General features: G+C 69.3%; 21 protein-coding genes and 1 pseudogene. 3 read left to right on the plus strand and 19 right to left on the minus strand.

Going from position 1 to position 26,759, the window contains the following annotated elements; translation table 11 throughout:
• Positions 1–739, minus strand: a pseudogene (locus JMO03_RS08500) (IS3 family transposase); the annotation flags it as partial.
• 192 nt (positions 740–931) lie between these two features.
• Between JMO03_RS08500 and JMO03_RS08505 the strand changes: the two are divergent.
• The 3 genes from JMO03_RS08505 to JMO03_RS08515 all read left to right on the plus strand — a co-directional run bounded on the left by JMO03_RS08505 (position 932) and on the right by JMO03_RS08515 (position 3,144).
• Positions 932–1,321 (plus strand): PHP domain-containing protein, encoded by a 390-nt coding sequence (locus JMO03_RS08505; protein WP_202842455.1) that lies wholly within the window; start codon positions 932–934, stop codon positions 1,319–1,321.
• Positions 1,322–1,343: 22 nt separating this feature from the next.
• Positions 1,344–2,138, plus strand: coding sequence for a hypothetical protein (locus JMO03_RS08510; RefSeq protein ID WP_202842457.1), 795 nt, complete (start codon positions 1,344–1,346; stop codon positions 2,136–2,138).
• A gap of 97 nt (positions 2,139–2,235) precedes the next feature.
• Positions 2,236–3,144, plus strand: a complete 909-nt coding sequence (locus tag JMO03_RS08515; RefSeq protein ID WP_202842458.1) for a hypothetical protein — start codon at positions 2,236–2,238, stop codon at positions 3,142–3,144.
• Between the two features lie 246 nt (positions 3,145–3,390).
• On the opposite strand, the gene JMO03_RS08520 is transcribed toward JMO03_RS08515, so the two are convergent.
• The 18 genes from JMO03_RS08520 to JMO03_RS08605 form a co-directional block, all read right to left on the minus strand.
• Positions 3,391–4,523 (minus strand): IS3 family transposase gene (locus tag JMO03_RS08520; RefSeq protein WP_202842459.1). Its coding sequence is split into 2 segments (ribosomal slippage): positions 3,391–4,262 and positions 4,262–4,523, totalling 1,134 coding nucleotides; the frame shifts between segments, so codons are not numbered across the junction.
• 113 nt (positions 4,524–4,636) lie between these two features.
• On the minus strand, positions 4,637–5,137 hold the full coding sequence (locus JMO03_RS08525) for a hypothetical protein (protein ID WP_202842460.1): 501 nt from the start codon (positions 5,135–5,137) through the stop codon (positions 4,637–4,639).
• A gap of 11 nt (positions 5,138–5,148) precedes the next feature.
• Positions 5,149–8,385 carry a DUF6519 domain-containing protein gene (locus JMO03_RS08530; protein WP_202842461.1) on the minus strand — a complete coding sequence of 1,079 codons (3,237 nt, stop codon included), beginning with the start codon at positions 8,383–8,385 and terminating at the stop codon, positions 5,149–5,151.
• A gap of 24 nt (positions 8,386–8,409) precedes the next feature.
• Positions 8,410–10,515, minus strand: a complete 2,106-nt coding sequence (locus tag JMO03_RS08535) for a hypothetical protein (RefSeq protein ID WP_202842462.1) — start codon at positions 10,513–10,515, stop codon at positions 8,410–8,412.
• Entirely contained in the window at positions 10,512–13,262 is a 2,751-nt protein-coding gene (locus tag JMO03_RS08540; protein ID WP_202842464.1) for a putative baseplate assembly protein, read from the minus strand. The genes JMO03_RS08535 and JMO03_RS08540 overlap by 4 nt, the downstream gene beginning before the upstream one ends.
• Complete coding sequence (locus tag JMO03_RS08545; protein ID WP_202842465.1) at positions 13,259–15,847, minus strand: putative baseplate assembly protein; 2,589 nt, start codon at positions 15,845–15,847, stop codon at positions 13,259–13,261. The genes JMO03_RS08540 and JMO03_RS08545 overlap by 4 nt, the downstream gene beginning before the upstream one ends.
• Positions 15,844–16,215, minus strand: a complete 372-nt coding sequence (locus JMO03_RS08550) for a GPW/gp25 family protein (RefSeq protein WP_202842466.1) — start codon at positions 16,213–16,215, stop codon at positions 15,844–15,846. The genes JMO03_RS08545 and JMO03_RS08550 overlap by 4 nt, the downstream gene beginning before the upstream one ends.
• A 10-nt stretch (positions 16,216–16,225) precedes the next feature.
• Entirely contained in the window at positions 16,226–16,537 is a 312-nt protein-coding gene (locus JMO03_RS08555; RefSeq protein ID WP_238346014.1) for a hypothetical protein, read from the minus strand.
• Between the two features lie 7 nt (positions 16,538–16,544).
• Complete coding sequence (locus JMO03_RS08560; protein WP_202842468.1) at positions 16,545–17,054, minus strand: phage baseplate assembly protein V; 510 nt, start codon at positions 17,052–17,054, stop codon at positions 16,545–16,547.
• Positions 17,051–18,181, minus strand: coding sequence for a hypothetical protein (locus tag JMO03_RS08565; RefSeq protein WP_337926384.1), 1,131 nt, complete (start codon positions 18,179–18,181; stop codon positions 17,051–17,053). Before JMO03_RS08565 ends, JMO03_RS08560 begins: the two co-directional genes overlap by 4 nt.
• Before the next feature lie 2 nt (positions 18,182–18,183).
• Positions 18,184–18,528 (minus strand): Base plate wedge protein 53, encoded by a 345-nt coding sequence (locus tag JMO03_RS08570; RefSeq protein ID WP_202842469.1) that lies wholly within the window; start codon positions 18,526–18,528, stop codon positions 18,184–18,186.
• An 8-nt stretch (positions 18,529–18,536) separates the two neighbouring features.
• Positions 18,537–19,199 (minus strand): CIS tube protein, encoded by a 663-nt coding sequence (locus tag JMO03_RS08575; RefSeq protein WP_202842470.1) that lies wholly within the window; start codon positions 19,197–19,199, stop codon positions 18,537–18,539.
• Positions 19,196–20,401, minus strand: coding sequence for an eCIS core domain-containing protein (locus JMO03_RS08580; RefSeq protein ID WP_202842472.1), 1,206 nt, complete (start codon positions 20,399–20,401; stop codon positions 19,196–19,198). Before JMO03_RS08580 ends, JMO03_RS08575 begins: the two co-directional genes overlap by 4 nt.
• A complete protein-coding gene (locus JMO03_RS08585) occupies positions 20,398–22,539 on the minus strand; it encodes an eCIS core domain-containing protein (RefSeq protein ID WP_202842474.1) in 2,142 nt (713 codons plus the stop codon). The genes JMO03_RS08580 and JMO03_RS08585 overlap by 4 nt, the downstream gene beginning before the upstream one ends.
• Positions 22,536–22,775, minus strand: coding sequence for a hypothetical protein (locus JMO03_RS08590; protein ID WP_202842476.1), 240 nt, complete (start codon positions 22,773–22,775; stop codon positions 22,536–22,538). The genes JMO03_RS08585 and JMO03_RS08590 overlap by 4 nt, the downstream gene beginning before the upstream one ends.
• Positions 22,772–24,700, minus strand: coding sequence for an AAA family ATPase (locus JMO03_RS08595; protein ID WP_202842478.1), 1,929 nt, complete (start codon positions 24,698–24,700; stop codon positions 22,772–22,774). Before JMO03_RS08595 ends, JMO03_RS08590 begins: the two co-directional genes overlap by 4 nt.
• Positions 24,697–26,049 carry a Pvc16 family protein gene (locus JMO03_RS08600; protein WP_202842480.1) on the minus strand — a complete coding sequence of 451 codons (1,353 nt, stop codon included), beginning with the start codon at positions 26,047–26,049 and terminating at the stop codon, positions 24,697–24,699. Before JMO03_RS08600 ends, JMO03_RS08595 begins: the two co-directional genes overlap by 4 nt.
• Positions 26,046–26,756, minus strand: a complete 711-nt coding sequence (locus tag JMO03_RS08605) for a hypothetical protein (protein ID WP_202842482.1) — start codon at positions 26,754–26,756, stop codon at positions 26,046–26,048. Before JMO03_RS08605 ends, JMO03_RS08600 begins: the two co-directional genes overlap by 4 nt.
• Between the last annotated feature and the right edge of the window lie 3 nt (positions 26,757–26,759).

Consider the following 26,759-nt stretch of genomic DNA (forward strand, 5'->3'; position numbering starts at 1 on the left):
ACGCCGTTTCCACAGATCGCCCGCTCGACCTCGATCGCCACCGGTTCGTGCGTGGCATCGTCCACGATCACCAGGCACTTGATCACCCGGCCGTCGGCCGTCCGGTCGAACACGAAGTCCATCGACCAGACCTCGTTGGCCCGGGTCGGTCGCAGCAACGGCTGTCGCTCACCCACCAGTACCTTCTTGCGCTTGCGACGGCGCACCTGCAGCCGCTCTTGCCGATACAGCCGCTCGACACGCTTGTAGTTCACGAACTGTCCCTCCTGGCGAAGCTTGAGGTGGATCATTCCGACGCCGTAGCGCTTGTGTCGCTGCGCCAGGGCCAGGATGCTCGCTCGGACCTCCACGTTCCTGTCCGGACGCGGTGCATAACGCAGCGCGCTGGCGCTCATCCGCACCACCGCCAGCGCCCGGCGCTCGCTCAAACCCTTGCTCACCATGTAACGCACCTGCTCCCGACGGGCCGGTGCGCTCACCACTTTTTTCGCAGGACGTCCTTGATCACCTCGTTCTCGAGCACCTGCTCGGCCAGCAGCTTCTTCAGCCGGGTGTTCTCCGTCTCGAGCTCCTTCAGGCGCTTGGCGTCGGGCACGCTCATGCCGCCGAACTTGCTGCGCCACAGGTAGTAGGAGGCCTCGCTGAAGCCGTGCTTGCGGCATAGCTCCTTGACCGGCAGCCCCGCCTCGGCCTCACGCAGGAAGCCGATGATCTGCTCTTCGGAAAAGCGCTTCTTCACGTCCAATCTCCTTGCTCTGGGGGATTGGACTCCAAATCGCCGCGCTACTCAAAACCGGGGGGACGTCGGACTCACACCATTGACGTATAGCGTCTTTGACCACGGCCTAACAATTCATTCAAGCCGAACCCCAATCGCTACGCGCTTGGAGTCGGCTTAGTTCTGACGTTAGGCACCAATTGAGGCATCCACGTGACCAAATACTTCAAAGCAAATGTTGAGCTTCGACAGCATGTTGAGGTCGAGGTTGCTGCAGAAACAAAAGATGAGGCAATGCGAAAAGCCAAGGAGGATGCGATTAGGCTCGTTCCGGGCGCTGATGCTTGGACAGTTGAGCTAACCTCCATTGGCGAGACGTCGTTTGATATTGGGGTAAGAATCGTGCACGCACTCTGGGGGCCTGGTGAGATCATCTCGCTGATCCGCACGACAGGGCCTGACAACGATCTTGGCTTCCGTGCCACGGTTCAGCTCAACAACGGCGATAAGAAGGATCTTCATATGCCGCACACGAGCATCAAGCCTGAGGCATTTGGCGCCCAACAATCCAGTCAGGCCGAACCCGCTTTGCGGGGCGGCTAAATTCAGGCACTAGGCCATCCTCATGTTCTCTGATCTACCGAAAGAATTTCTCTACAGCGCCTACAAGGTTGTCGCATCCTTTGCTGATGAAATCGGAACGACTAAGGCCGTGCAGGGAACAGCATTTGTCGTCGCTGTCGGCGTCGAAGGCTTTGCATTGGTCACAAATCGCCATGTCATTGACCTGGCCTACAAAGATTCCACAAGCAAATACAAGAGTTTCAAGCTTGTCAGAGTTCTGGTCACTGGCAGGCGAGACGACGATTCAATTTATCGCTTTGCACTTGATCCGGATGCTGTGATTAGCGTGCCTAAAGATCCACTCGATGATGTCGCGGTCATTATCAATCCTCGCTGCGAGCCAGTTGAGAACATGGCAAGCCTCAAGATCTTTTACCATTACGCGTTGGAAGATCTCGCCGACGATGGTTATGTAAGGGCACTCAAGCCATTTGATGTCGTTGCGTTTGCGGGCTTCCCCAACGAGCATGACAAGCTTTCCGAGCGTCCGCTTGTTCGTGGTGGCAGGATTGCTTCCGATCCGCGGTTTGAGTTCTCTCTCAACAGCAAACCAGCTGGGCACTGCATTGCCTATGAAGTCTTTTCGCATGGCGGTGCATCTGGCAGTCCGGTATACGCTCCAGCCAAACGTTTCATGGGGAAAGATGGCTCCCGCATCGGAAAGTTGGTAGGCATCAATGCGGGACACCTACAAGCTGATCTCGGACAGCACTCGGGTTTGTCATACTTTTATCGCTCAACCGTAATATTAGACGTACTAAAGGCCAACGGCGTCACTGTCCCGCAGATGGCCTAAAAGTTCATTCAAGCCGAATCCGCTTCTCGGATCGGCTAATTCAGACATAAGGTGTTGGGCGCTCGTTCTACAATTTGGCCAGTCTTAAGGAACCCCGATGAAGGAGCTTGCGCTAGCGATTGCTGTCCTACTTCAAGCAACTAGTGGTGATTACGTGAGATCCGGGGCCATTGGAAGGCCCACGAAAGCCGCAGAAGAATGCAGCGACCTCACGGCCCGTAGAGTAGCGGCACAGTGCTTGATTGGCGAAAGGCTAATGATTCTGCCAAAGCCCAAGGCACATCAGGAGTATGGATATCAATTCATCAAGCCCTCAGAGCGTGCCGGACGAAGAGGAATCAAATACGAAGAAGGCGTCGGGAAAACTGGCGTTGTCCAAGCTGTAGTAGCGGATGAGCACAGTCACAGGGCGGTCCGAGTCCGAATGGATGACGGCTCTATGTTTGACATTCACTCATATGGCCAATCTGGATTTGATGATATTGCTTTCCTAAGAGACATTGATGAAGCTCGTCGTTCATACCTGGGCAAGCGTCTCTGGCTCAATACGTCAGGTTTGGGTGTCCTAGACGAGGCGGGTAACACTTCCAGTGTTAGTGTGCCAAGATTCTCCGGCGTCACGGTAAGACAAATTGTTGCTAGCCAAAACTCAAGAGCGCCAAGCCGATTAATTGTTGCCACAGACGATGGTGTGGAGGGATTCATTGACCTCCAAATGACATCGTTAAACTCTCATAGTCTCAGCCTTCGAGGTTCGACCTTCGATGGCAAGTTCTTCGACCAAGATCCGAGATCGATTTATAAGTGGTCGGAGAGAGCATGGGGTGCGATTAGGGATTCTCGCGCGTACGTTGGAATGAACGCAGAGCAGCTCCTGATGAGTTGGGGTGCACCAGAAAGCGTAAACAGGACGGCTTTGCGGAGCGCTGATCAAGAGCAATGGGTTTACGGGCTTGGTCGGTACGTCTACCTGGAGCGTGACGTTGTAACAGCAATACAAGATTAAAGTCTCGCCCCCCTGCTGATCACTGGTAAATTAACACGCCAAGTGCAACACCCCTGAGAGTTTGTGTAAGCTTTCGATCGAGGTCTTGTAGCCACGTCGCTTCCTCGCTCGTGTGTTGAGTTATGCGTGACGCGATCTCAATGGCCTGGTTGGTGCGCGCCAGACTAGTGCGCTTCGGCAGGTACAGAGCTGGCCCCACTCGTTTGAACAGCCTAGCCGGGTTCGATAAGTGGATCGCCTGCCGGTTCAAGCGGCCTTCGGCAGAGGCAGCGGTTGGTTGAAGTAGACCTGATCGGGCGTCTTCCGATCAAGCGCAGTGTGCGGTCTACGATGATTGTAGAAGTCGAAGTAGCGAGCCAACGATGCCCTGGCATGGCTGACGCTGTCGTAGGCGTGCAGATAGACCTCCTCGTACTTGACCGACTTCCACAGCCGTTCGATGAACACGTTGTCGCGCCAGCAGCCCTTGCCGTCCATGCTGATGGCGATCTCGTGCCGCTTCAATAGATCAGTGAAGGCCTGGCCGGTGAACTGGCTGCCCTGGTCGGTATTGAAGATCTCCGGCGTGCCGTGGCGCACGATGGCCTCCTCGACCGCCTCGATGCAGAAGTCCGTGTCCATCGTGATCGAGACCCGCCAGGCCAGCACCCGACGGCTGTACCAGTCGAGCACAGCGGCCAGATAGACGAAGCCCCGGGCCATCGGGAGGTAGCTGATGTCCATGGCCCAGACCTGGTTGGGCCGGTCGATCTTCAGGCCTCGCAGCAGGTACGGGTAGATCTTGTGCCGGGGGTGCTTGCGGCTGGTGTTGGGCTTGCGGTACAGCGCTTCGATGCCCATCCGCCGCATCAACGTGGCCACGTGCTTGCGGCCGACGGCAACGCCTTCCTGTTTCAACAGGTCGCGCAGCATCCGGCTGCCGGCAAACGGCAGTTCCAGGTGCAGCTCATCGATGCGGCGCATCAGCGTCAGATCCTCCGGTGGCACCGGCCGTGGCAGGTAGTACACGCTCCCCCGGCCGATGCCCACCGCCTCGGCCTGCCGGCTCAATGGCAAGGGATGGCTGCGGTCGATCATCGCTTTGCGCTCAGCAAACCCGCTTTGGTGAGCGCGCCTTCTAAAAAATCGTTCTCCAACGTCAATTCCCCGATCTTGGCGTGCAACGCCTTCAGATCCACCGGTGGTGGACCCGCTTCAGTCGGCGCACCGAACACGCCGACCGCGTTGTCCAGCAACTGGCTGCGCCACTGCGTGATCTGGTTGGGGTGGACGTCGAACTGCTGGGCCAGTTCGGCCAGCGTCCTGTCGCCGCGCACGGCGGCCAGCGCCACTTTGCCCTTGAAGGCCGGTGAGTGATTGCGGCGGGGTCGTCTTGCCATGATCTGCTCCTCGTATGGCGATCATCATCGCCTCAGTGAGCAGGACATCCACCTATCGGACTGTTCAAATTTCCGGGACCACTTCTTAGCCGGCTTGGCATAGCCCGGACCTTTCACCCCAACAACCCCCGCAACTTCTTCAACTCCTCCGCCGCCCCCTTCTTCAACGCCTCCAACTGCGGCGCCACCTCCTTCGACACCTTCGCCGCCGAGCTTGCGCGGGTGGCCACCGTGTCCAGCCGTCCGCGCAGCGCCGTGTCCTCGTCGGACAGCTTTCGGATCGCGGCGCTCTTGAACAGCTTGTTGAACTCTTTCTCCTGCGCTTCGTTCGCGGCCAGGGCGTCGGTGGCGCGGGTGGTGCCGTCGCGCAGGGCGGTGGTCACCTCTTTGGCGAAGAGGTCGAAGCCGTCGTCGCCGGCCTTTTTGCCTTCGGCCTGGTAGCCGGGCGAGTCGGGCAGCAGCAGCACGGCGCCCTTGCCCACGCGCTGCAGGTCGAGGTGGGGGTTGAGGGCGCGCAGGCGGTCGAGCGCGGCGGGGGCGTGGTCGCCCTCCTTCACCAACTGGGCGGTGAGCGCCTGCAGCGAGGTGTCCTGCTTGATCACGAGGAATCGCATGGGAGGCTCCTTCAGGCGTTGATGTTGAACGGGTGCCACTGCGAGGGCAGCGGTTCGATGCCGTTCGTGGTGATGTTGCCGAGGGCGGCCACGGACTGGCTGACCAACTGCACGGTGGGCTTGGTGACGCTGCGCACGCGGTTGGCGTTGAGCACCAGCACCGGGGCGACCAGGCGCACGGCGGGGTTCTGCGCGTTGTCGAACAGTTCGCAGCAGTTGTCGCTGAACATGATCTCGCCGCCGGCGCGCACTTCCACCGCCACCGAGCCGCCGCGCGCGAGCAGCATGTTGCCGATCACGGTGGCCACCGAGCCGCGCGCCAGCACCGAGGCGGCGAGCAGGTCGGTGGCGGCGGTGGCGATGTAGGCGCGGTCGCCGGACAGCACCAGGGTGCGGCGCGTGTCGAGGCGCACGGTGGAGACGTTGACGGTGTGGTGCACGGCCGCGGCGGCGGCGGTGAGGTCGAGGTCGGCTACGACGCCGGCGTCGTTGACCCCGCGCGAGGCCACGCCGCCCACCAGCAGGGCGTACCAGGCGCCGCTGCCGGCCTGGGTCTGGTCGTCGCGCTGCACCTGGTTGTGGGCGATCTCGGTGCGGTCGAGCGGGGCCTGTACCAGCAGGCCCACGCCGGCGCCGTTGAAGTCGCCCACCGGGCCGATGCCGCTCACCTCGTTGCCGTGGATGCGCGAGCGGGTGACGCCGGTGGCGACGATGCCGGCCGACAGCGAGATGCGCTGCTGCGCGTTGCGGGCGATGTCGCGCACCTGGTTGCCGGCGATGGTGGCGGCGGCGGTGCGCAGCACCGAGATGCCGGCGACGATCGCGCGGTCGGCATCGCCGGGCGCGCCGGTGATGTCGCGCACGTGGTTGTTCTCGATGCTGGCGGAGTCCGATTCGGCGTCTTCGGCCATCACGATGCCGTTGCCGCAGTCGCGCACCACGTTGAGCTTGGCGATCAGGTCGCCGATGCGCGCGCGGATGGCGATGCCGGTGTTGCGGAAGCCGCTGACCTGGTTGGCCAGCACGTGCACCTGCGCCGCGCCGGCGCGGTCCAGCCCGGGCACCAGGGCGATGCCGTCGTTGCCGTCCACATGCGGGGTGTCGCCGGTGCCGTGCACGCGGTTGCTGTCGATCCAGGTGTTGCCGGTGCCGCAGACGATGCCGTGGCCGGTGAGGCCGAGGTTGTTGCCTTCCACGCGCAGGGAGCTGCCCGCGGTGGCCAGGCCGAGCACCCGGATGCCGTGCGAGGGGCAGCCGGTGAACTGGTTGTCGCCGATGCGGCTGTCCCACAGGTGGCCGACGCTGCCGTCGAAGACGATGCCGTTGCGCTGGCAGGCGAGGATGTTGTGTTCGATCGCCAGCGCGCCGAGCAGGGCGAAGGCGGGGCCGCCTTCGTTGGCGGTCTCGGTGCGGACGCCATCGGGGGCGACGAACAGGTTGTCGCGGAGCGTGATCCCCGCGCACAGGCCCGACAGCGCCACCGCGGCGCTGCGGCGGTCGCGGATGCCGTCGAAGGCGAACACGATCAGCTCGCGCAGGGTGACGCCGAGCGCGGTCTGGATGCGGATCGCCGATTCCAGGCCGGCGGAGAGCACCGAGAGCTTCTCGATGCAGATCGCCATGCCGGCCTCGACCACGAAGGCCGACCCGGCGGCGGTGACGATGGTGGTCGCGCCCTGGCCGCGGATGGTGATCGCGCGCGCGCCGCGCAGGAACACCGGCTCGCCCAGGGCGTAGTTGCCCGGGGTGAGGCACACGGTGCCGCCGCGGTCGCGCAGGCGGTCGACGGCGGCCTGGATGGTGAGCTGGCCGCTGGCATGCGATTCGGGGGTGACGCACTGGCTGCAACCGCAATCGTCGCCGCCGCCGGGTGGCCACGGCGTGCGGCAGTCGCTGACGCTGCCGGAGGCGATGTCCCAGATGCCCAGGCGTGCGTAGTGGTGGTGGGTGCCGCGCGGCGGTGCGGCGTCGAGCGGTTCCACGCTGGCATCGGCGGTGCGGGCGGCGAAGGTCCACCAGTCGCCGCGCTTGAAACCATTCGTGCCGGCGCTGGCGAAGGACACGGTGACGCCGTTTTCCAGGATCAGCTCGGTGCCGGCGGCGGGCACGTCGATCAGTCCGGTCGAACCCGGTGCATCGAGGTCCTGCAGTTGCGCGGTGGTGCCGGTGCCGGTGACGCGGAACACCTTGCCACCCTGGTCCCAGCGGCGCACGCGCAGGTTGCGCTGGGCGGGCAGGGCGTCGTCGGGAAAGGCGGGCGGCAGCATGCCGGCGGGCAGCGCGGGGGCGAAGCTGATGCGGCGGTTGCCGGGATCGTCGATCGAGATGCGGCGGATCTCGCCGGACGCCTGCGCGAACTCGCGCACGTCGTCGAGGATCTCCACCCAGTCGCCGTCGCGCAGGCCCAGCACCTCGTCGCGGCCGAGGGTTTCGAGTTCCAGCTCGCTCGCCGAGATGTACGCGGCCACGCGCGCGCCGACGCTGGCGTTCTCGCGCGACCACTTGAAGGTGGCGCCGCCGCCGGGCAGTCCGGGGTCGTGGATCTCGACGCGGTAGAGCTGGTTCTCGAGGCCGCGGTAGCCGCCGGTGGGTGGCAGCTCGCAGGGGTCGCTGAGCGGCGGCACCTCATAGGTGCCGGTGGTCAGGCGGCCTTCGCTGGGGGCGGTGAGCGCGCTCCAGCCTGGCAGTTCGCCGTCGGGGGTGGCGCAGCTGGCGCCGGCGTCGAGTTGCGAATCCAGCACCCGCACCTGCCACACCGTCTGCAGGCGCGAGCTGGCATCCACGCCCACCGCGCTTTCGACCAGGGACGGATTCTCGAGCGCGGTGACCTCGCGGTTCCACACGTCGAGATAGACCAGGCGGCGGCCGGCGGTGGGCAGGTCGGGCGGCGAGGGCAGGTAGGGCTGCGCCGTGTAGTCGAGCGGATCGACGGCGTTGGGTTCGGCCAGCAGCGGATCGAACGCGGCCTCGCCGCCGCCGTGGTTCTCGGCGAGCAGGCCGTCGACGTACATGCGCCCGCGGCCGATTTGCAGGCCGCCGCCGGCCGCGGTGATGCGGAAGGCGTCGGGCGTGGTCTGCGATACGGTGGAGCGGCCGAGCACGTCGCTGGCGAGCGCACGCAGGCGCCGGTCGAGCACGGCGACCAGCTCGTTGGCATCGGCATCGAGCAGCACGCCGCCCTGCTTGAGTTGCACGCCGGACCAGTCGAGCAGCGGGTCGTGGCGGATGCGGGACAGATCGGTGGCCATGGGGCGACTCCAGCGAAGGCAGGTTCAGGTGACGTGGAACAGGCCTGCGCACAATCCATGGCGCAGGTATTCGTCGAGGCGGATGCGCAGGTTGGCTTCGCGCTGCGGCTGGGCGAGGGCGTGCATCACGCCGATCTCGCCCTCGTCGCTGGCGCCGCGCAGGATCGCCGCGGGCGTGCTGGCGCGCAGCTGCATGTACGCCGGCTGCCCGTAGCGCAGCGCATTGAAGTGCGGGCGCACGCGCGGGCGCGCCTCGTCGGGCAGGCAGCGATAGCGGCGCGGCGCGATCGAATCCGGCGGCAGCCAGCAGAAGCGCACGCAGCCGTGTTGCGTGCGCTGCGCGCGCACGGGGGCGAGCCAGTCGTCGCCCTCGCTCAGCGCGGCATGGAAGATCGTATCGGTGGCCAGTTCGATCGTGCGTGCGTGGAGCTTGCCCACCAGGGTGCTGGCACGCACGGTGAGGGCCCCACCGGCGGAGACGTCGTCCGGTGCGGCGTAGGCGACGGCAGTCGGTGCGCCGGCATCGACGATGCAGTCGACCAGTTCGACCTCCGCACCCGCCACCACGCGCAGGCCGCCGGTGATGCAGTGTTCGAGCTGGACGTTGGCGAACGGATGTTCGATCACCAGGCTGGGCACGCCGGGCGAGGCTGCGCTGCCATCGGGCAGCAGCGACAGGCCCGGCACCAGGGTGCAGTGGCGCAGGACGAGGGTGCGGGTGGCATCGTCGCCCGCGTCGGGCAGCACCAGCGCGCCGCCGGAGATCACCAGGCCGTCGAGCACCAGGTGCGCGCCGGCGCCGATGTCGAGGGTGATGTCGCCGGGGGCGGCGAGCAGCGGGCGCGCGCCGTTGCGGGCCGCGACGACCACCGTGGCGTCGTCGTCGGGATCGGCGGGCGCGTCCACCTGCAGCGTCGCGGGGGCGGTGTAGCTGAGGCTGTCGCCGATGCGCAGGCGGCCGCCCGCGGCGATCGCATCCAGGTGCGGCTGCAGCGCTTCGCCGGCCGTGACTTCCTGCTGCAGCGCGAGCGCCTCGCCCTCGGGCACGCGTTCGTACTCGCCGCCGCCGAGCATGCGTGCGAAGCCGTGGTGGAAGCTGGCGCGCAGCGGGGCCTCGATGTTCGCGCCCAGCACCACGCGGCCGCGTTCGGGATCGATCGCGATGCGGTCGTCGGGAATCGTGTCCTGGTGGTTCCAGTCGCTGCCCGGCAGGTCGCGCAGGTCGGCGATCACGATCTCCGCCACCGGCACCGGTTCCCAGCTGTCGGCCTCGGCGCCCGGGCGCAGCAGCACCAGGCTGTCGCCGAGGCGGTAGTCGTGGGCGACCGTGGCGGGATCGGCCGCGTCCTGCGCCGCGCGCACCGCCGCGGCCATGCCGCGCACGTCCAGGGGCGCGGTCACATGCACCGGCGCGCTGAGGGTGGCGATCGAATCCTCGCTGCGCGGTTGCCGGAACAGCGCCAGGTCGGCGCCGAGCGGGTTGAGCCGGAAGCGGGTGCCGCCGGCGTCGCCCGGGTGCGGCACCAGCGGGATGCCGCTGAGCGGCAACGCCAGCAGGCGCCACACGAAGATGCCGATGTTGGGAATGTTGTAGCGGCCGCCGCCGAGTTCGGCCGTGGCCTGGGGCGCGCGCAGGTCGGGGGTGTGGGCGGTGGTGTTGAAGGCGCCGCCGAGCGTGTGCATCGCCGGCTGCGAGCGCAGGTCGGCGCTGGCCACGGCATGCGGGCGCAGGTGCTTCATGTACTGGGTGGTCGCCAGCTGCTCGAAGAACTCGGCGACGTGCGCGGGCCGGCCGAGCAGGTCGCGCGCCAGTTGCTCCAGCATCAGCGCGGTGCCCTTGCGGCGGCGGTAGGCGATCGTGTTGGCCACCTCCGCGCGCGGCGAGGACACGTCGGCCGCGATGCCGGCGAGTGGGCGGTAGCCGATCAAGTCGCCGATGTAGGGCACCACCCAGTCGGCGCAGGTCTCGATGAACTGGTCGTCGTAGAGCTGCTCGACGTCTTCCTCCAGCGCCTCGAGCTCGCGCGCGAACAGCGCCACGAGTGCCCGCAGCGGCTCACCCAGGGCATCGTCACGGATGCGATGGACGGCCGGTAGCAGGTCGTAGAGGCGCTGCGCGTCGAGGCTCATGGCATGGTCTCCAGGTGCGCCAATGGGTCCGGGTGCAGGACCAGCAGTTCGGCCGGTCGCGGCAGGCCGCCGGCGACCCGCATCCGCGAGGCCAGCAGCCGCACCTGACGCGAGCGCCCGGTCTGGGCGCCGGGCGATGTGCCGCCGTAGAGCAGGTCGAGGTCGATCGCGACCACGCCCGGTACCGCGTGCGCCACCGACACCACTTCGGACTGCTGCACCGGCTGCCCGAGTTCGCGGCGGTCGAACGAGAACGCGTCGCGCAGGGCGGCGTCGACCGCGGCGAGCACCGCGGCGGACTCGAAGGCCGGATCGCACTTCACCTTCAACCCGATCCGGAAGGTGCCGGGCTCATAGCCCATCAGGCGCACGGAGACATGCGGGTCGCCGCTGGCGGCGAGCGCGTCGCGCAGGTTGGCCCACACCGGGTTGGTCTCGGCGAGCCGCGCGCCGTCCTGCCCGGCGACGGTGATCGCGATCACCGGTCCGTGCGCGAGCTGCAGCACCTGCGCCTGCGCCTTGGCGATGCCGGCGTAGGCGCGCGCGAAGTCGGCGTAGTCGAGCACCGACACCACCCGGCCCAGGGTGCGCGTGCCGAGCGGGATCGAGCTGCGCGCATGCGCGGCCGGTTCCGGATCGGTGCCGCCTTCCGCGGCCCCGGGGTTGGCGACGCCTTTCACCCCGAGCGGTCGCGTCATCAGCTGGGTCAGCGCTTCGGCGCGCACGTTGCCTTCGGCGCCGGTGCCCTTGCGGTAACTGGCGCGCACGTTCTGGCTGCCGCTGGGCAGGCGCGCGCCGCGCTCGCCGTCGCCGAACTGCAGCCAGTCACGGCCGGCCTCGTCGGTGCGCAGCGTGTAGGCGTGGTCGCCCGGTTTCGCGTCATACAGGGAGTCGCGTTGCTTCCACTCGATGCCGCCGACGCGCACGGTCAGTTCGCTGGCGGCGCCGAGTTCGTTCGCGGCCGCGCGCCAGGTAAGCGGCGCCTGCTTGAGCTCGAAGCACTGGTGCGTCTCGCTGGCGCTGCCGGACCCCAGCACCTGGGCGACGGTTTCGCCGTGCCGCGCGGCGGCGACGTTGGCGAGCACGGTGACCGAATCGCGTCGCAGCGCGGCGGGCAGCGGCGGGTCGATGTCGAGCAGGGCGCCGCCGCCGTCGCTGCGCGCCGCGGCGGCGAGCGTGGCGCGATGGACGATGCGCTGGCCGCTGGCGGTGATGCCCTGGACGATGATGCGGCGGCCGGCCTGGAGCCCGTCCGGCGCCACGGCGACCGGGATGGCGTCGCCGGAGACCGCCGTGGTGACCGGCGCCTGTGCCAGCGCGAGCGGCTCGGACTGCGCGAACACCTTCAGCGTGCGCACCTTGTCGTTGAAGCGACTGTACTGGTCACCCGCCAGGCGCAACCGGGTGGACTTGCCCGACAACGCGAATTCCGCACGTGCGACTTCGCTCGCGCCGTCGACACGGTACAGCTCGACATAAGTGTCGCCGGGCGCGGGTTCGGTTGCGGCGTCGTAGGCGCCGTAGGCGAGCACGGCGTAACCGCCGGGAGCGATCGCTGGATAGGCGGCGTCGAGGTCGACGTGGCCGCCGTTCGCGGTCGGACCCGCGGGCGAGGCCATGAAATCGGGCCACTCCTCGTGCGCGATCGAGAGCGTGGCGGAGAATCCGGCGTGCTCGAAGCCGCCCGCATCGTGGTATTCGGCGTCGCCGACGATGCGATGCGCGGACCTGAGGAAGACCGGCGCCTGGCCTTTGTAAGCGTTGCGGAACTCCAGCGGCATCGTCCGCCACATCGGCGCGTTGTGTCCGAACACCGACGCGCGCTGCCGCAGTGCGTACACGCGCACGTCGTTGCCGGCGGGCGACATCGCGGGCGACAGCGAACCCAGGCTGCGTTTCCACGACACCCGGGTGCGGTCGTGTTCCGGTTCGGGCAGAACTTCGCTCAGGATGCGGAAATCCCAGCGGTTGCTGGCGGGGTTGGCGTCGAATTCGCTGCCGACGACCAGCAGCGCATCGCCGGGCTTCAGGCCGGTGGCGACGCCCTGCAGCCACAGCGATCGGTCGCCCATCGCCGGCAGCCGCGGACGCGACAGCCAGGGGCGCATCGCGCTCCACTCCGGACGCGCGGCGATCGCTTCCACCGTCTCGAACGTCTGCGGCTTCTCGTCCGGCCCGGGCACGCTCTGCACCTTGAGTCCGGCATCGAGCCGCACCTCGGCCGGGATGCCGGTGACGAACATCCCCGGTTCCCGCGGAGCGCCCGGTGGCGGCTCGCGCGGCGGTTCCAGGGTGAAGGCCAGCCACGTTTCTGCAGCGATTCCGGGCCGCAGGCGGTAGCCGATCAGCCGGCCCATCTCCTGCAGCGAGACGCGTTCGGTCGCGGTGCGCAGCCAGGATTCGTTGGCGATGCGCTCCTGGTAGAACGCGAGCACGTCGGCGCTGCAGGCGAAGGCGTCGATCAGGCCGAGGGTGAAATCGTCGCGGTCGCGGGTGAGCAGGTTCGACAGCGGGCTGCTGTCCGGATCCGGCGGATCGGGCAACAGGCTCGAGTCGGACAGGCCGTCGACCAGGCTCGAACGGAAATCGGGATGGCGACCGATCCGGTAGGCCACGGCATCCAGCCCGTGGCGGTTCGCGTGCGCCTGCGGGGTGGCGGCGTCGATGCCCTCGCAGCAGCCACAGGCCTCGCTGCCCGGCGGCAGCGCGACGCTGCCGGCCTTCGCATCAGGACGCAGTGCGCTCATTGTCCGCCTCCCGCCGACAGCGACAGCTTTCCGCGTTCGCGGAAGTTGGGATTGTTCGCAAGCTGGGCGATCTCGAGCCGGTCGAGCCGGATCACGCCTTCCTCGAGCGAGGCGTGGCTGCCGTTGACCAGGCGGCGGAAGCGGTCGACGCGCACCGAGGCCACGCCCGTCACCGCCTGCGCGGCGGCGACGACGGCGCTCAGGTACACCGGGTCGCCGAAACTGAAATGGTCGGGATGGAACAGGCCACGGCTGCCGTCGGTGTGCATGCGCGCGCCCAGCGTGCGTTCCACTGCAGCCAGCACGTCGCTGCGGAAATAGCCGGGCTTCACGCAGACGTGCAGTGCGAGGTCGAGCGGCACCATCCGCGGCGCGTCGACGGCGACGTCGTAGCCGGCCATGCGGTAGCGTTCGAGGTGACGGCGCAGGCGGGTGTGGAACGCTGCGTCGACCGCCGCGTCGCCGGGCCGGTCGGCGCTGACGAACACGCTGTACCAGCTGCCGGTCCAGCGGAAGGTCGCCGCGGCGCGGTCGACCTCGGCGCTGCGCTCGCTGACGGCGGCGTAGTCGGCGGCGGTGACCGCGCGTTCCTGGGTGCGGAACGCGTGCGGCGCGTCGCGGCGCGCGGCTTCCACGTCCTCGGGCGCGGTGCCGCCGGTGGCCGGCATCGGATTGCCGATCCCGACGATGGCGGTCGGGTCGGGCAGCGCGCCGGGATCATCGGCATACAGGGCCGGATCGAACACGAGGTGCGCGAGCGCATCGGCGCCGATGTTGCCGGCCACGCCGTTGCCCACGCGATAGCGTGCGTGCAGGCGGGTGCCGGGATTGGGACGCTGGCCGTGGCGGTCGTCGCCGAAGCGCAGGCGGGTACGGCCGTCGTGCTCGGTCTCGACCACGAAGTGCGGCGCGGCGGCGTCGCTGCCGAGCAGGTCGCGGCGCGGGGACCACGGCGGCGACTGCGGGACATCTTCCAGCAGGGCGATCCGCGGCAGCGCATGCCGTGGATCGAGCGGCAACAGCTGGCTCGCAGGCCAGAACGGATGGTCCCTGTCGTCCGGTGGCGTGGCCAGCAGGGCCGCCAGTTCGAACCCCTGCGTGACCGGCTGCGACGCCAGCCAGGGCCGGTAGCGTACGGGTACGGGCACCTGTTCGCGCGCGCCGCAGCGATCGACTTGCCGCGCGCCCGGCGCGTAGCGGCGCACCGTATCGGGCACGACGGGAAGCGCCTCGTCCGGCAGCGTGTGGCCGTGGTCGGCGAGCACGATGTTGCCGCGTGCGACCGCGAACACCAGTTCCGGATGCGACTCGACGCCGAGGCACAGCGGGAACGGCAGCGCGTCGGCTGGCGCCCACTCGATGCGGGTGACTTCGCGCGGTTCATCGACCGCGGGCTCTTCGAACAGACCGCCGGATGGATCGATGGCGGTGTCGTCGACCACGGTCAGCCGCACCGCCCAGCGGTGGCTGCGATCGGCATCGTGTTCGGACAGCGTCGTCGGGCTGCGCGTTTCGACGAACACCAGCACGTCGCCGGGCGCCAGTGGCGGGCGCCCACGTAGCGTCGCAGCGGTGGCACCGCGTGGCAGGCAGCAGCCGGCGTCCCCCCAGGTGTAGAACCCCAGTTCGTTGCAGTCGGCATGCAGGGTGGCCGTATGCGCCGTTTCGAAGACCACGGGCGCCGCGGCCATCGCCTGGCGCGCATCGCGGCTGCCGGGTTCGATCACCGCGCCGACGCCGGGCACCCGCGTCAGCAGCCGCGTGCCGCGCGCCAGCACCACGTCGCCGTTGCCTTCGGCGAGCCGCACCTGCACCCAGGTGCGTGCGTTGCAGCCATCGTGCAGGTGGTAATCGACCAGGCGCGCGTGGCGGCGCACCGAACTGCGGCGGCGCGCGGTGGACAGGTAGGCCTCGTTCGCCACCGCGTCCTGGCGGTAGGACAGGTTGTCGGCGGCATAGGCGAGCAGTTCGACCAGGGTGACGCCGAGGTCCGCCGCCGAGCGCTCGCGCCAGCCGGGCACCAGCAGGTCCATGCGGTCGAGCATCAGGCGGCGGAAGCCGGGGTAGTCCCGGGCGAGATAATCGATGTCGGGTGCGGCGGTCGCCTCGGCCGGGCAGGGCAGCGACTGCGCGCAGTCGAAATCCGACGGGCATTCGACCTTGAACGAGAACTCGATCCGCGACAGCAGCGGGTCGAAGCCGGGTGGCGGTGCGTCGTCGCCGGAGTTGGCCACCAGTGCCAGTGTGTAGCGCGAGAAATCGCCTTCGCTGTCGGTGCGCACGACCAGGGTGCGCGCGGGATCGTCGACGCCGTCCGCCAGGCCTGCTTCCGCCTCGGCCGGCAGGTCGTCCGCCGCTGCGCACCAGGCGACGCCGACGCTGGCGATGCGTTCGCCGCCGTCGATGCGCAGGTTCTCCGGCGAGAGCGCGAACCCGTCGCGCAGCAGGCGCATGAACAGCGTGCGCTGGCGTGGCACGCCCGGAGGCGCGGCGCGGTCGAGGACTTCGACGAAGTCGATCGCGTTGTCGCTGCCGGAGCGGCGCAGCACCTCGAGCCGGCGCGGATCGCAGCAGTGGTACCTCATGGCGCGCCGCCTCCGGGAATGTCGATCGCGGCGCTGGCGGCGCTGCCGTCGCGCAGCAGGCGGTAGTCGACGTCGACGCGCAACGCGCCGTCGTCGTTGCCGATGCGCACCGCGTCGACCGCGATCAGGTGCGAGAGGTGCTGCTGCAGCGAGGACTGCACCAGCATCTGCGCGGTCGCCGCGATCGCGACGCTGTTGGGCTCGAACACCAGTTGCAGCAGGCCGGCGCCGAAGTCCGGCCGCATCACCCGTTCGCCCGGCGCGGTCAGCAGCACCTGTGCGATCAGGTCGCGCACATGGTCGGCATCATCGGTGCCGGCGGTGCGGCCGCTGCCGTCGAAGCGATAGGGGAAGTCGAGATGGGCCATGTCGCGCTCCTCAGGTCGCCAGCACGCGGGTCTGGCTGGCGACCGCCTGCATCCCGGTGCCGGTGGCGACGCACAGCGCGGTACCGCCGACGATCGCGAGCGGCAGCCCACCGGCGAGCACGCGGGTGGCACCGACGACCCACTGTCCGGTGGCGCAGAACGGCGCCGGCACGCTGGCCTGGGTGCAGCCTGCAATCACGTAGGGCGTGGTCACCTGCACCACCGGCTGCGCCGACACGCTGACCCGCGGGAACGGCATCGTCGGCACCGCGTTGCCCGCGTGCATGCACAGGACGGTGGCGCCGAGGTGAAGGACGGGCATCGGCATCTCACACCACCGTCAACGCGCCGAGGTTGATGTCGACGGTGGGGCCGGTCATGTTGATCGTGGCGCCCTTGCCGTTGGAAATCACGATGCCGACATCGCTGACCGAGATCATCGCGCCGGTGCTGGTCTGGATCAGGATGCCGCCGGTGGGGCCGGGCACGTCGCTGATGACCAGGCCGTTCTTGGCCAGCGTCTGCAGGGTGATGCCGGAGACCCCCGGGGGCACCATGCGCGCCATCACCGGCACGTCGGCCTCGGCATAGAAGCCGCCGACCCACACCGGGAAATCCGGATCGCCGCGCTCGAATTCCACCCACACCCCCGCGCCCATCGGCGGCACGGTGAACATGCCCATGTTCATGCCCGCCACCGGCAGGCACGGCATCGCCCAGCTGCTGAGCAGGTTGCCGCCGACGTCGGGCACTTCGACCATCAGCCGACCCTTCATCAGCGGATCGATGTTGTTGCGCACCGAGCCGCGGAACTTGCCGTAGTAGCGTTCGCCGCTCATACCGGTACCGCCGGAACCGTGGAGATCAGCCCGTTGCGCGCCAGCGAGAAGCCCTGCTTGTACGAGCCGCGCTCGATCCGGTGGCTGACGCTCTTGACGTAGTACAGGCCGTCGAACGGCAGGCCGGCGCCGCGTACGCCCACGAGCCGCCGAGACTTCAGCAGGCGCCCGTAGCGCGAGACGTCGAGCTGGCCGCTGCCGAACACCGAATCGCTGTTTTGCCCCGCGAACGCCAGGCCCTTGGCCAGCGCGCCGGCGACGCTCATGTGCGCGGTGTCGGTGAGCTTCTCGATCCTCGGCGGCAGCGGCGGCACCGCGCCCAGCGGCGGATTGAGCGGGGTGATGTCCGGGATTGGCACCGGGATCCCGACCTTGCTGTTGCCTTCCTGGAAATAGACGATCGGCATCTTCTTGCGCTCGCGGTCGAAGTTGAAGCTGATCTGCTCGACGTTGGTCATCGCGTCCATGCCGGTGGTCAGCGCGGGCTGCGGTTCGCCGACGCGGATCTCCGGCCCCCAGTAGGCGAAGCTGGTGCCCGGCGCGGGCCCCGGTTCGAGGTAGAACACGTAGCCGGCCTCTGCTGCGAGGCGCTTGACGTAGGCGTAATCCGAGCCCTGCTGGGTGGGGATGCGGTCGGTGGGCAGCGGCGGCTCGTCGACGATGCTGGGGATCACCAGCGGAATCACGCCGAGCGCGGCGTACTTGGCCAGGATCAGCAGCACCCGCGCCGACGGCGGCATCGCCGGGAACGGCAGGCCGGGAATCTCGATCACGTCCATCAGCGCCGACAGGTCCTTGCCGCGCACGACGAGCCTGGCCACGCCACCCTCGCCGGGCACGGTGTCGACGTGGGTGGCCATGCCGTCGACGATCACCTCGTCGCCGCCGTTGATCGTCACCACCAGCACCACGCGCATCAGCGGCACGCCGCCACCGCCACCGCTGACCAGGAACAGCGTGCGCAGTGGCGAGCGCGCCGGCAGTTCGAAGGTGAGTTCGAATCCGCCCTGCACGTCGCCCGAGCCGGCCTCGACCTTGGCCGACACCAGCGCTTCGACCACCTCGCGCGGCGCCGCCACCGGCACCGGGCCCATCAGCAGGGTCAGCTTGATGCCGCGCGGGTCCACGTTCAGTAGCCTCCGGAAGGAATCGCGACGCGCGCACCCGGTACGTCGGTGAGTTCGAACGGATCGGTGACCGCGTTCGCGTCGGCGATCCGCCAGTACGACAGCGGGCTGCCGAGCGTGCGCGCGGCGAGCAGGTCGGGCCGGTCCACCGCTTCCACCACCGCCTCGACCGCGACCGCGATCGAGTGCCGCTGCGGGATGAAGCGTCGCGCGACATGCGGGATCGGCTCGGCGCCGGGCGACGGCACGTGCAACGCCAGCGGCACGCCGCGATAACGGCTCAACGGATCGAACGGATCGCTGGGGATCGCGCCGGCGTCGATCAGCAACTGGATGGGATCGTTCATGGCGGTCCTCAGGGCAGGGCGTCGATGCCGAGTGCCTGCAGCGTCGCCGCAGGCGACTTCGCCGCCAGCGACTCGCGCGCGCGCAGGTGGTTGAGGAACAGCGCGCCGCCGCGGTGGCGGAAGCCGAGATCGTCGGTGGACAGCACCCGCAGCGACAGGCTCACCTTCGCGCGCAGCGGATTGAGCGCGGCGTCGAAGGCTTCCTCGGTGATCGACAGTTCCGTCACCCGCACCGGCGAGATGCGGTTGCGGCCCCAGACGAACAGCACCAGCGGTGCCTCCGCCGGCACGATCTCGAGCACGCCGCTGGCGGCGAGCGAATCGAGCGCCTGCAAGTCCCCGGTGGACGGGTGCACCAGCGATTCCAGCGCGGCGAGCTGCGGCGCGATGCCGTGTTCGACGGTGTCGGCATGCTGCGCGGGAAACTCGAGCCGGTCGGTGGCATCGATCTCCGCCTCGAGCCGCAGCGTTTCCACCGCCGGCCCCTTGAGCCGGAACGGCTGCGCGCGCTCGCCACCGCCATCCCCGCCCGCGCCCTGCACCTGGTAGCTGCGCGCCAGCGAGTCCGGGTTGTACTGCAGCGCGATGGTCCGCGTCGGCGCGCCGGTGCCGCCGGGCGGGAGGATGACGAGGCCGCCCTTGATGAGTCTGGGGGAGAAGGAGAGGCTCATGGCCCGCCACCCGCACCCGCGGGTGCCGCCGTGCTGCGGCGGCGCGATCCGGGTGCGCCGATGCCCGCGCGCACCAGGTCGACGTAGGGCTGCGCCATGCTCAACGTCTGCAGATCCTGAAGCCGCTGCGCCGCGCCGCTCGCGTCGCCGGAATAGACATTGGACTTCAGCCGACGCAGGGCCTCGTTGTAGTCCGAAAGGCACTCGGCCTGCTGTTCGGCGTTCCAGTCCGCCCACGCCAGACCCTTGCCGACTGCGCTGCGCCAGTCGTAGGCGGCATTGCGGTCGCCTCCTCCGATCCAGGCCTTGAGTTGCGGGATCAGGCTGGAGGGGATGTAGTCGAGTCCGCCGTTCTGGTACTGCCAGACGTGGCCCATCTCATGGGCCAGGACCAGTTGGCCCGCGTCGGTCAGATCCATCGTGTCGCCGACGAAGTAACCGTCCTGCAGGTGGATGGTGTTGCCGATGGTGCGCGCGGCACCGATCGAGAAAGCGCTGCCACGGGTGATGCTGACCTTGTCGTAGTCCACCGAATCGCGGTAGATCTCGTGGAGGTCAGCCTTCTCGGTGCCGGTGAGGTCGCGGCTCCGACGCGAAGCCGCGTCCCCGATCGCCGCGCCGGCGACGAGGCCGACGATGCCGCCGACGACCATGCCCAGCGGCCCCAGCACCGACCCGAGCGCGAGCCCGGCGCCGAGCCCGGCGACGCCGCCGAGGATCGAGCCCAGCAGGGAACGTTGCACCCGGGGCGATGCCTGGCGGCTGAGTGTCGCCGGCGCCGGGTCCCGGCCACCGAACCGGGCCGAGGCCTGTTCCGCGTCGTGCTCCGCGGAAGAGTCCGGTCGATCGAGCGACAGTGGGCCGCCCGGCGCCGGGCGGGCGCCCTGCTGTACGACGTGCGCTGCTTCGTGCGCGATCAGTCGACGGCCGTCGGGGCTTTCGGGCCGGTAGGCACCCGGTGCGAACACGATGTCGCGGCCGACCGTGTAGGCTTCGGCGCCCAGCGCGAGCGCGGTGACGCCAGCCTCGGCGTCGGCATGGATGCGGACGTTGCCGAAATCACACCCGTAGTGACGGGTGAGATCGGCATCGAGTGGCGCGGGCAGCGTGCTGGAAGACGTGGACAGGGCGCGCCGGACATCGGACGACTGTTGTCGCCGTGCCGTGTTCGCGGGTGCCTGGAGATGGTCGCGGGATTTCATTTTTCTTCGCACGATCGGGTGGGCAGGCGGCCGGCGGGCGGGATCGGGTGCTCGCGGTCGATGTGGGCGCGTTGCGCGGGGTCGCAACCGCCGCGCTCCTCCGGCCGGTCGACGCGTTCGAGATGGGTGGCGGCATCGCGGTGCAGTTCCACCTCGACCCGGCGCAGGAACGGGAACACGAGTTCCCAGCGAGCGCGCCCGGCGATCCGCCTGCCGCGCGCGTCGCGCCCCTGGACGAAGGCGTCGATATCGTCGAGCGCCCGCTGGCGCTGCACCGGATCGTCGCGGCGTTCGCCGTCGACGCCGAGCAGCTCCAGCCTTTCATCCGGGCCGAGGGCGGACAGGCGCCCGCGGAGCTCGCTGGTCAGTTGCGCATTGCGGGCTTCGCTTCCCGGCACCGTCGAGGATTCGCCGAGCAGCTCGCCGACGCCGATGGCGGTCGGCAGGGGCGTCGCGCCTGCAGGCAGGCGGCCCGAAATCTCGGCATGCGCATGGTCCGCGCGCCGCTGGGCCAGTGCCTGGTTGTACGCGACCGTGCCCTCGGGCGAGGCGTAGCCGGCGAGCGAACGCACTGCATACCCCTGTCCTGCCAGCCGGGCGACCCGATCGGCCTGTTCACCGAAGCGAATGGCGTCGGCGGGCAGCGCCTTGTCGTAGTCGTACAACAGCGTCGATCGCTGGGTATCGGCGGGCGTGTCGACCACCTCGCGCGTGCCGTACGGCGTGCAGGTGTATGCGGGTAGCGGCGGCGGACAGCGGCATTCGAAGCAGTCCACGCGCGGCGTGCGGTCGGGACCGCCGAAACGACCCTCGAACACCAGCCCCGGCGCCAGGCCGGGCGTGCCGGTGTCCAGGTCGATGTCCACGCCCGGACGCAGTTGCAGGTCGCGCAGCGGGCCGATGTCGGGCAGCGGGATCTCTGCGCCGATGCGCAGCCGCTGGCGCGACTCCGTGGCGGCTCCGTCGGGCGTACGGTCGTCCCGGGTATAGCCGAGGTTGATCGCGAACCAGCGCGTGCCCACGCGCAGGTTCAGCGCGTATTGCTCGGCGCTGAGCGTTGGCGTGCGCGAGGCGTCGACGAAGCCGGTGATGGTGAAGCTGACGCCATCTGGCGTGATCTTCAGCTGTCCCCGTACGCGGATCTCCTGGCCGGCGGTGCCGCCGGTCGCATCGGTGCCCACGGTCGCCTGCAGGATGCCGTCGACCGTCAGCGTGACCTCGCCGGTCCCGCTGAGGCGCGCCTCGTCGATCGCCGTCCGCCCGAGCTCGGGCAGGTCGGCGCCGCGGGACGGGTCGTCGCGCAGCGTCTCGAGCAGGCGTTCGCCGGCATCGACCACCTGGGAATAGTCGATCTCGCCTCGCGTCGACAGTCGTACCCGGCCACGGCAGATCGTGTAGCGCATCCGTAACGCATGCGCTTCGTCGTCCCACTCGAAGATGCGGTCGCGCGGGGTGGACTCCGTCCGGGGTACGGGCCGGGCACGGTCGCAGGGTTGTTCGCGCATGGTGCGACGGATGCGCACGCCGCCGCCGCTGCCATCGGGCAGGTCGCTCTCGGCATTGCCGGGGATCGCGTCGCGCTGCACGAGCCCGGTTGCGGTCGTGATGGGGCGCGGCGATGCCATGTGCCCGGCGACGACCGCATCGGCCGCCGCATCGGCTTCGCGTTCGAGCGGTGTGTCCGGGGCGTCGACCTCGATCGCGTCGGTCGCCGCCACCGGTGCGCTGCCGCGCTGCTGCACGGTGTGGGTCAGTTCGTGCGCGAGCAGGTGCAGGCCGTGCTCGTGGTCGGGGCGATAACGGCCGGCACCGAAGTGGATGTGCTGGCCCCAGGTGAAGGCATTGGCGTGCAGCGCGCGCGCGGCGCGGTGGCTGGTCGCGTCGTCGTGGATGCGCACGGCCGAGAAGTCGGTGCCGAACCTCGGCTCGAGGCTTGCACGCAGCACATGTGGGAGCGGGCTTCCGCCCGATTCGAAGGCGGCGGGCGAAAGTGCCTGGGCCGGCGCGGTGTCGGCGTGCGCCTTGCGCTGGACCTTCTTCTTGCGGCACTTCTCGCAACTGCCGCACTGGCAGGCGCGTTGCACCCGGCGCGCCTCACTGGCGGGCGTGGTGGCGACGGGGGCGTGCACGTGGCTCATCGCGTGCGCCCCGGCATGGCGGATGCGACTTGCGTTGCCAGCGCATCGGCCACCGGCGCGATCCATGCCGCGCGGGCTGGCGCCGGCGTGCCGGCCGGTATCCCGAGCCGTTCCGACAGGGCCCCGTGCAGCATCGCGTCGACGTCGCGCGGCAGGCCGTCGGCGCCGAGTGCGTCTGCATCGACCACCAGCCGGCCGATATGCAGGTGCAGCGCGGTGGCGGGCGTGTCGCTCATGCGTTCGCTCCGCCCTGCGGACCCAGGCTGCGCTCGAGCTTGGCCAGCTCGGCATGCGCGGCGGCGGCGAGGTGGCGTTGCGCGATCGGCACGTTTTCGTGCGCGGCCAGGAAGGCGGCGTTGAGCGCCACCGCGCGGATGTTGCCGCCCGCCAGCGGCATGCGCGCCAGCGAGGGCCAGCGGATGTCGTCGTGCAACGGCGCCTGCGCCGGGAACTGGCGGCGCCACAGCGCGGTGCGTGCGGCTTCGTCGGGGAACGGGAACTGCACCACGAAGCGGATCCGGCGCAGGAACGCCTTGTCGATCGCGCTCTTCATGTTGGTGGTGAGGATGGCCAGGCCGCGATAGGCCTCGATCCGCTGCAGCAGGTAGGCGGTCTCGATGTTGGCGTAGCGGTCGTGGCTGTCCTTGACCTCGCTGCGCTTGCCGAACAGCGCATCGGCCTCGTCGAACAACAACACGGCGCCGCTGGCTTCGGCGGCATCGAAGATGCGCCGCAGGTTCTTCTCGGTCTCGCCGATGTACTTGCTGACTGTGCCGGCGAGGTCGATGCGGTAGAGGTCGAGCCCGGCGGCATTGGCGATCGCCTCTGCGGCCATGGTCTTGCCGGTGCCGCTCTCGCCGGTGAACAGCGCGGCGATGCCGAGGCCGCGCGTGCCCTTGCCCGCGAAGCCCCAGTCGCGATAGACCCGCCGGCGCTGCTGCAACTGGCGGCCGATGTCGGCGAGCAGGCCGGCCTGCGCCGGCGGCAGCACGAGGTCGTCGAGCGTCGTGGTCGACTCGATCCGCTGCGCGAGCCGGTCCAGACCTTCGCGGCTGTGCTCGCGCAGCGCGGTCCAGGCGCGTCGGCGGGCGTCGACGGTGTCGCCCGCTTCGGCGATCGCGCGTGCGGCATCGTCCATGGCACGGGGGGAACCCGGTGCGAACTGTTCGCAGGCGTCGGCCACCGCGGTCTCCAGCGCTTCCATCGGCAGCGACGCGCCGAACCGGCGCGAGCGCATGGCGAGTTCAAGTGCGCGCGATGCCGGCGTGGCGGCAGGAAGCCACACCGCGCGCACGCGCAGATCGGGGGTGGCGCCGATGTCGGCATCGGCGGAGGCGAGCACGAGTACCGGGCTGCGCAACTGCGGCCCGATGCGGTCGAGCCTTGGCGCCGGCCCGCGCAGGTCGAGGACCACTAGCGCGGCGGACAGCGCGGCCTCGCGATCCACCAGCCGCAGCGTCAGCGCCAGCGCGGCGGGGTCCTCGGGCAGGTCGCGCACCCACAGACCGTGGCGGACGGTGGCCGCGAGCAACTGCAGCACGTCGTCGCGCCCCGGCGCCTCGCCAGTGCGTTGCAGTTGCACGCAGTCGTCGCCCGTGGCGAAGGTCGAGATTACCTGCGCGATCCAGGGTGCGGGTTCGGCTTCGGCGACGGGTGGCGCCACCAGTTCGACCAAGCCATCGAGGCGCTCGTCGATCGCGGCCACGCCGGAGAGGTAGTGCAGCATGCGTTCGTCGATGCGCAGGCCGGCCTCGGTCGGCAGCGCGCCCTCGACGTGCAGCAACTGCCAGTGGCGCAGCGGTGCCTGCGGCGACAGTGCGTCCCAGTGCGGCGCCTCGAGCAGGGACATCGCCAACGGGAACGTCGGCCGCCCCAGCGCATGCCCGCCCGCGCGCGCCGCCGCCTCGGACAGGCCGGCATCGAGCGCCACCCCGGCGCACAGCAGCAGCAGGTCGCGCTCGAACCGGCTCAGGCCGAACAGCTCCGCGCAGCGTTGCAGCGCCGGGGCGAAGTCGGGATCTTCATCCTCGAGCGTGTCGCGGAACGGTGTTCCGCCAACACCGGAGATGCGTTCGCGCAGCGCGGCGAAACGCGACACCAGCCAGCGCTGGTTGCGCTCGCTCCAGGCGACGGTGGAGCCGGCAGCGAGGGCGACAGTCATGGTGGCACCGTGACCAGCATGTCGGGATCGAACGCCGGCGCCTGGTCGGGCGCCTGCAGCACCAGTTCGCTGTCGACGCCATCCACGCGCAGGCGCAGGTAGTGGTCGTCCGCCGCCAGCGTGGCGGGGAAGTCGAACACCAGCGGATCGCCTGCCGCGGCGCGTGGATTGGCATTGCACTGGCGCGTGCCGAGCATCAGCACGGCCTGCTGTTGCGGCCGCACCCGCGGTTGCGAGGCGAGCGTGACGCGCACGCGCGATGGATCCGCGCTGCGCACGATCGAGATCGCCGGCAGGCCCAGCGGTGGGCCGCTGGCCTCGATCATCGGCCGGGCACTGAGCAGCAGGGGAATCGCGTTGGTCTCGCGCGGTTCGCTTTCACCGGCGGGAGTGAGCGACAGGGTCACCTGCCAGGTGCCTGCCGGCAGGTCGGCCTGCGCGGCGGCATCGGCGGGCAGGTCGAAGTTCAGGCCGCGGCCGTCGGCGTCGAGCGCAGCGGGCAGTTCGAGCGGCGCCTCGCGGAGGCGGTGCAGCAGGCGCACGCGAGGATTCGCGCCGGCCAGGCGGATGCCCGACACCTCGATCGTATCGCCCAGCCGCGCCGTCTTCTGCATGTTCGGCGGCACGGCCTGCATGAGGGTCGGCACCGAGGGCAGCAGGTCCGGGTTCACCAGCACGCCGGCATCGCGCTGGGTCGCGGGATCCACGCGACCACGCGAGAGCACCGGCAGCGGCGACACGCCCGGGCGCGTGCCTTCGATCAGTACCACCGACACCTGGTAGGCCGCGGACGGCCGGTAGTGCGTCTGGATCGCCGACCACAGCTTGCTCATCTCGTCGATGCCCAGCGCGGCAGGCGTGATCTTGATCGCCTCCAACTGGTCCGCGAGGTCGGACTGCGACAGCGCCTGGATCTGCGGCGGGAACATGCCGAGATCGAGCGGACCAGGCGAAAGCGCGTCGCGGATCGAGCCGCGGTCCAGCCACGGACGCTCGTGCAGCACATGCATCGCGTAGCCGAGCAGGATCTCGGCCTGGAAATCGGCGCGACCATAGGCGGTGACCAGGTAGTGCAGGTCCAGCGCCAGAGGCCCGTTGCTCATGCGCTCGCCCGCGCCGTTGCGCGAGGGGAGGGCGGTGTTGCGCCAGGCGGCGTTGGGCGTGACCTGGTGCAGGAACAGGTTGAGCCGTGGCGCCATCTGCTCGTCGTCGAGGTCGATGGTGTCGGGCGCGACCGCGGTGACGGTGATGGTGGTGCCGAGCGCGGGCGCGACGCTGCTGATCATGGCGTCGTCGAGCAGGTTGCGCAGCACCGCGCTGACCGCACCGATGGCGAGCGGCGAACTCATCCGCGCTGCTTTCCTTGCAGGTAGTCGTGGAGGCTCTGCGGTTCGGGCAAGGCACGCGGCCGCGTCTTGGGCGGCGTGGCGGGACGGGCGGCAGCGCGCACCTCGATGCGGTCGATGTGGAGGTGGATCGTGGGTGGTGTCGAGGCGGCAGCCGCGGTTTCGAGCCGAGCGACGGTGCTCGCCGACAACGGAGGCGGCGCATGCGCCTGCGGACGGACATCGATGGGGGACGACAGCGGCGCGCGTGGGGTGGGATCGGACGTTTGTGGAAACGCCGTCGGCGCCGGCGGCTGAGGTAGCGCGCTCCCGGTGTGCGCTTCGATGGCGGTTCTTTCGTAGGCGGACCCGTTCGTGACGGCATCGAACTCGGGCGCACGGGACCTCGTCGGCGCGGCGCGCACGGGTTCGGCCCATTGGCCGGGTGTCGGCGCGTTCACGGACGGTCCCGATGCGACGGACATGACGTGAGCCGGACCGGTGACCGGGCTCCGCGCGGAGGCGTTCGTCGCGGTGGTACGCGATGGCGTTTCGATGCCCACGGCGTGCGCGGCGGCCGGGGCGACGGTATCCCTGTCCATGACATCCGCCGGGTCCTCCGGCGCCGATAGCGGGGGCTCTGCCCGGTCGGACGCGAGCGCGCGCAGCGGTGCCGCTGGGCGCAAGGCATCCGCATGCCGTGGCGAGAGCCGGCGCAGGAATCCGGACATGCC

The sequence above is a fragment of the Luteimonas saliphila genome, from assembly GCF_016774335.1.
Classification (GTDB): Bacteria; Pseudomonadota; Gammaproteobacteria; order Xanthomonadales; family Xanthomonadaceae; genus Luteimonas; species Luteimonas saliphila.

Bases quoted from the DNA above. Each gene is read 5' to 3' on its own strand.
- JMO03_RS08510 (WP_202842457.1), top strand. From the start codon at position 1,344: ATGTTCTCTGATCTACCGAAAGAATTTCTCTACAGCGCCTACAAGGTT.
- JMO03_RS08515 (WP_202842458.1), top strand. From the start codon at position 2,236: ATGAAGGAGCTTGCGCTAGCGATTGCTGTCCTACTTCAAGCAACTAGT.
- JMO03_RS08525 (WP_202842460.1), bottom strand. From the start codon at position 5,137: ATGCGATTCCTCGTGATCAAGCAGGACACCTCGCTGCAGGCGCTCACC.
- JMO03_RS08530 (WP_202842461.1), bottom strand. From the start codon at position 8,385: ATGGCCACCGATCTGTCCCGCATCCGCCACGACCCGCTGCTCGACTGG.
- JMO03_RS08535 (WP_202842462.1), bottom strand. From the start codon at position 10,515: ATGAGCCTCGACGCGCAGCGCCTCTACGACCTGCTACCGGCCGTCCAT.
- JMO03_RS08540 (WP_202842464.1), bottom strand. From the start codon at position 13,262: ATGAGCGCACTGCGTCCTGATGCGAAGGCCGGCAGCGTCGCGCTGCCG.
- JMO03_RS08545 (WP_202842465.1), bottom strand. From the start codon at position 15,847: ATGAGGTACCACTGCTGCGATCCGCGCCGGCTCGAGGTGCTGCGCCGC.
- JMO03_RS08550 (WP_202842466.1), bottom strand. From the start codon at position 16,215: ATGGCCCATCTCGACTTCCCCTATCGCTTCGACGGCAGCGGCCGCACC.
- JMO03_RS08555 (WP_238346014.1), bottom strand. From the start codon at position 16,537: ATGCCCGTCCTTCACCTCGGCGCCACCGTCCTGTGCATGCACGCGGGC.
- JMO03_RS08560 (WP_202842468.1), bottom strand. From the start codon at position 17,054: ATGAGCGGCGAACGCTACTACGGCAAGTTCCGCGGCTCGGTGCGCAAC.
- JMO03_RS08570 (WP_202842469.1), bottom strand. From the start codon at position 18,528: ATGAACGATCCCATCCAGTTGCTGATCGACGCCGGCGCGATCCCCAGC.
- JMO03_RS08575 (WP_202842470.1), bottom strand. From the start codon at position 19,199: ATGAGCCTCTCCTTCTCCCCCAGACTCATCAAGGGCGGCCTCGTCATC.
- JMO03_RS08580 (WP_202842472.1), bottom strand. From the start codon at position 20,401: ATGAAATCCCGCGACCATCTCCAGGCACCCGCGAACACGGCACGGCGA.
- JMO03_RS08585 (WP_202842474.1), bottom strand. From the start codon at position 22,539: ATGAGCCACGTGCACGCCCCCGTCGCCACCACGCCCGCCAGTGAGGCG.
- JMO03_RS08590 (WP_202842476.1), bottom strand. From the start codon at position 22,775: ATGAGCGACACGCCCGCCACCGCGCTGCACCTGCATATCGGCCGGCTG.
- JMO03_RS08595 (WP_202842478.1), bottom strand. From the start codon at position 24,700: ATGACTGTCGCCCTCGCTGCCGGCTCCACCGTCGCCTGGAGCGAGCGC.
- JMO03_RS08600 (WP_202842480.1), bottom strand. From the start codon at position 26,049: ATGAGTTCGCCGCTCGCCATCGGTGCGGTCAGCGCGGTGCTGCGCAAC.
- JMO03_RS08605 (WP_202842482.1), bottom strand. From the start codon at position 26,756: ATGTCCGGATTCCTGCGCCGGCTCTCGCCACGGCATGCGGATGCCTTG.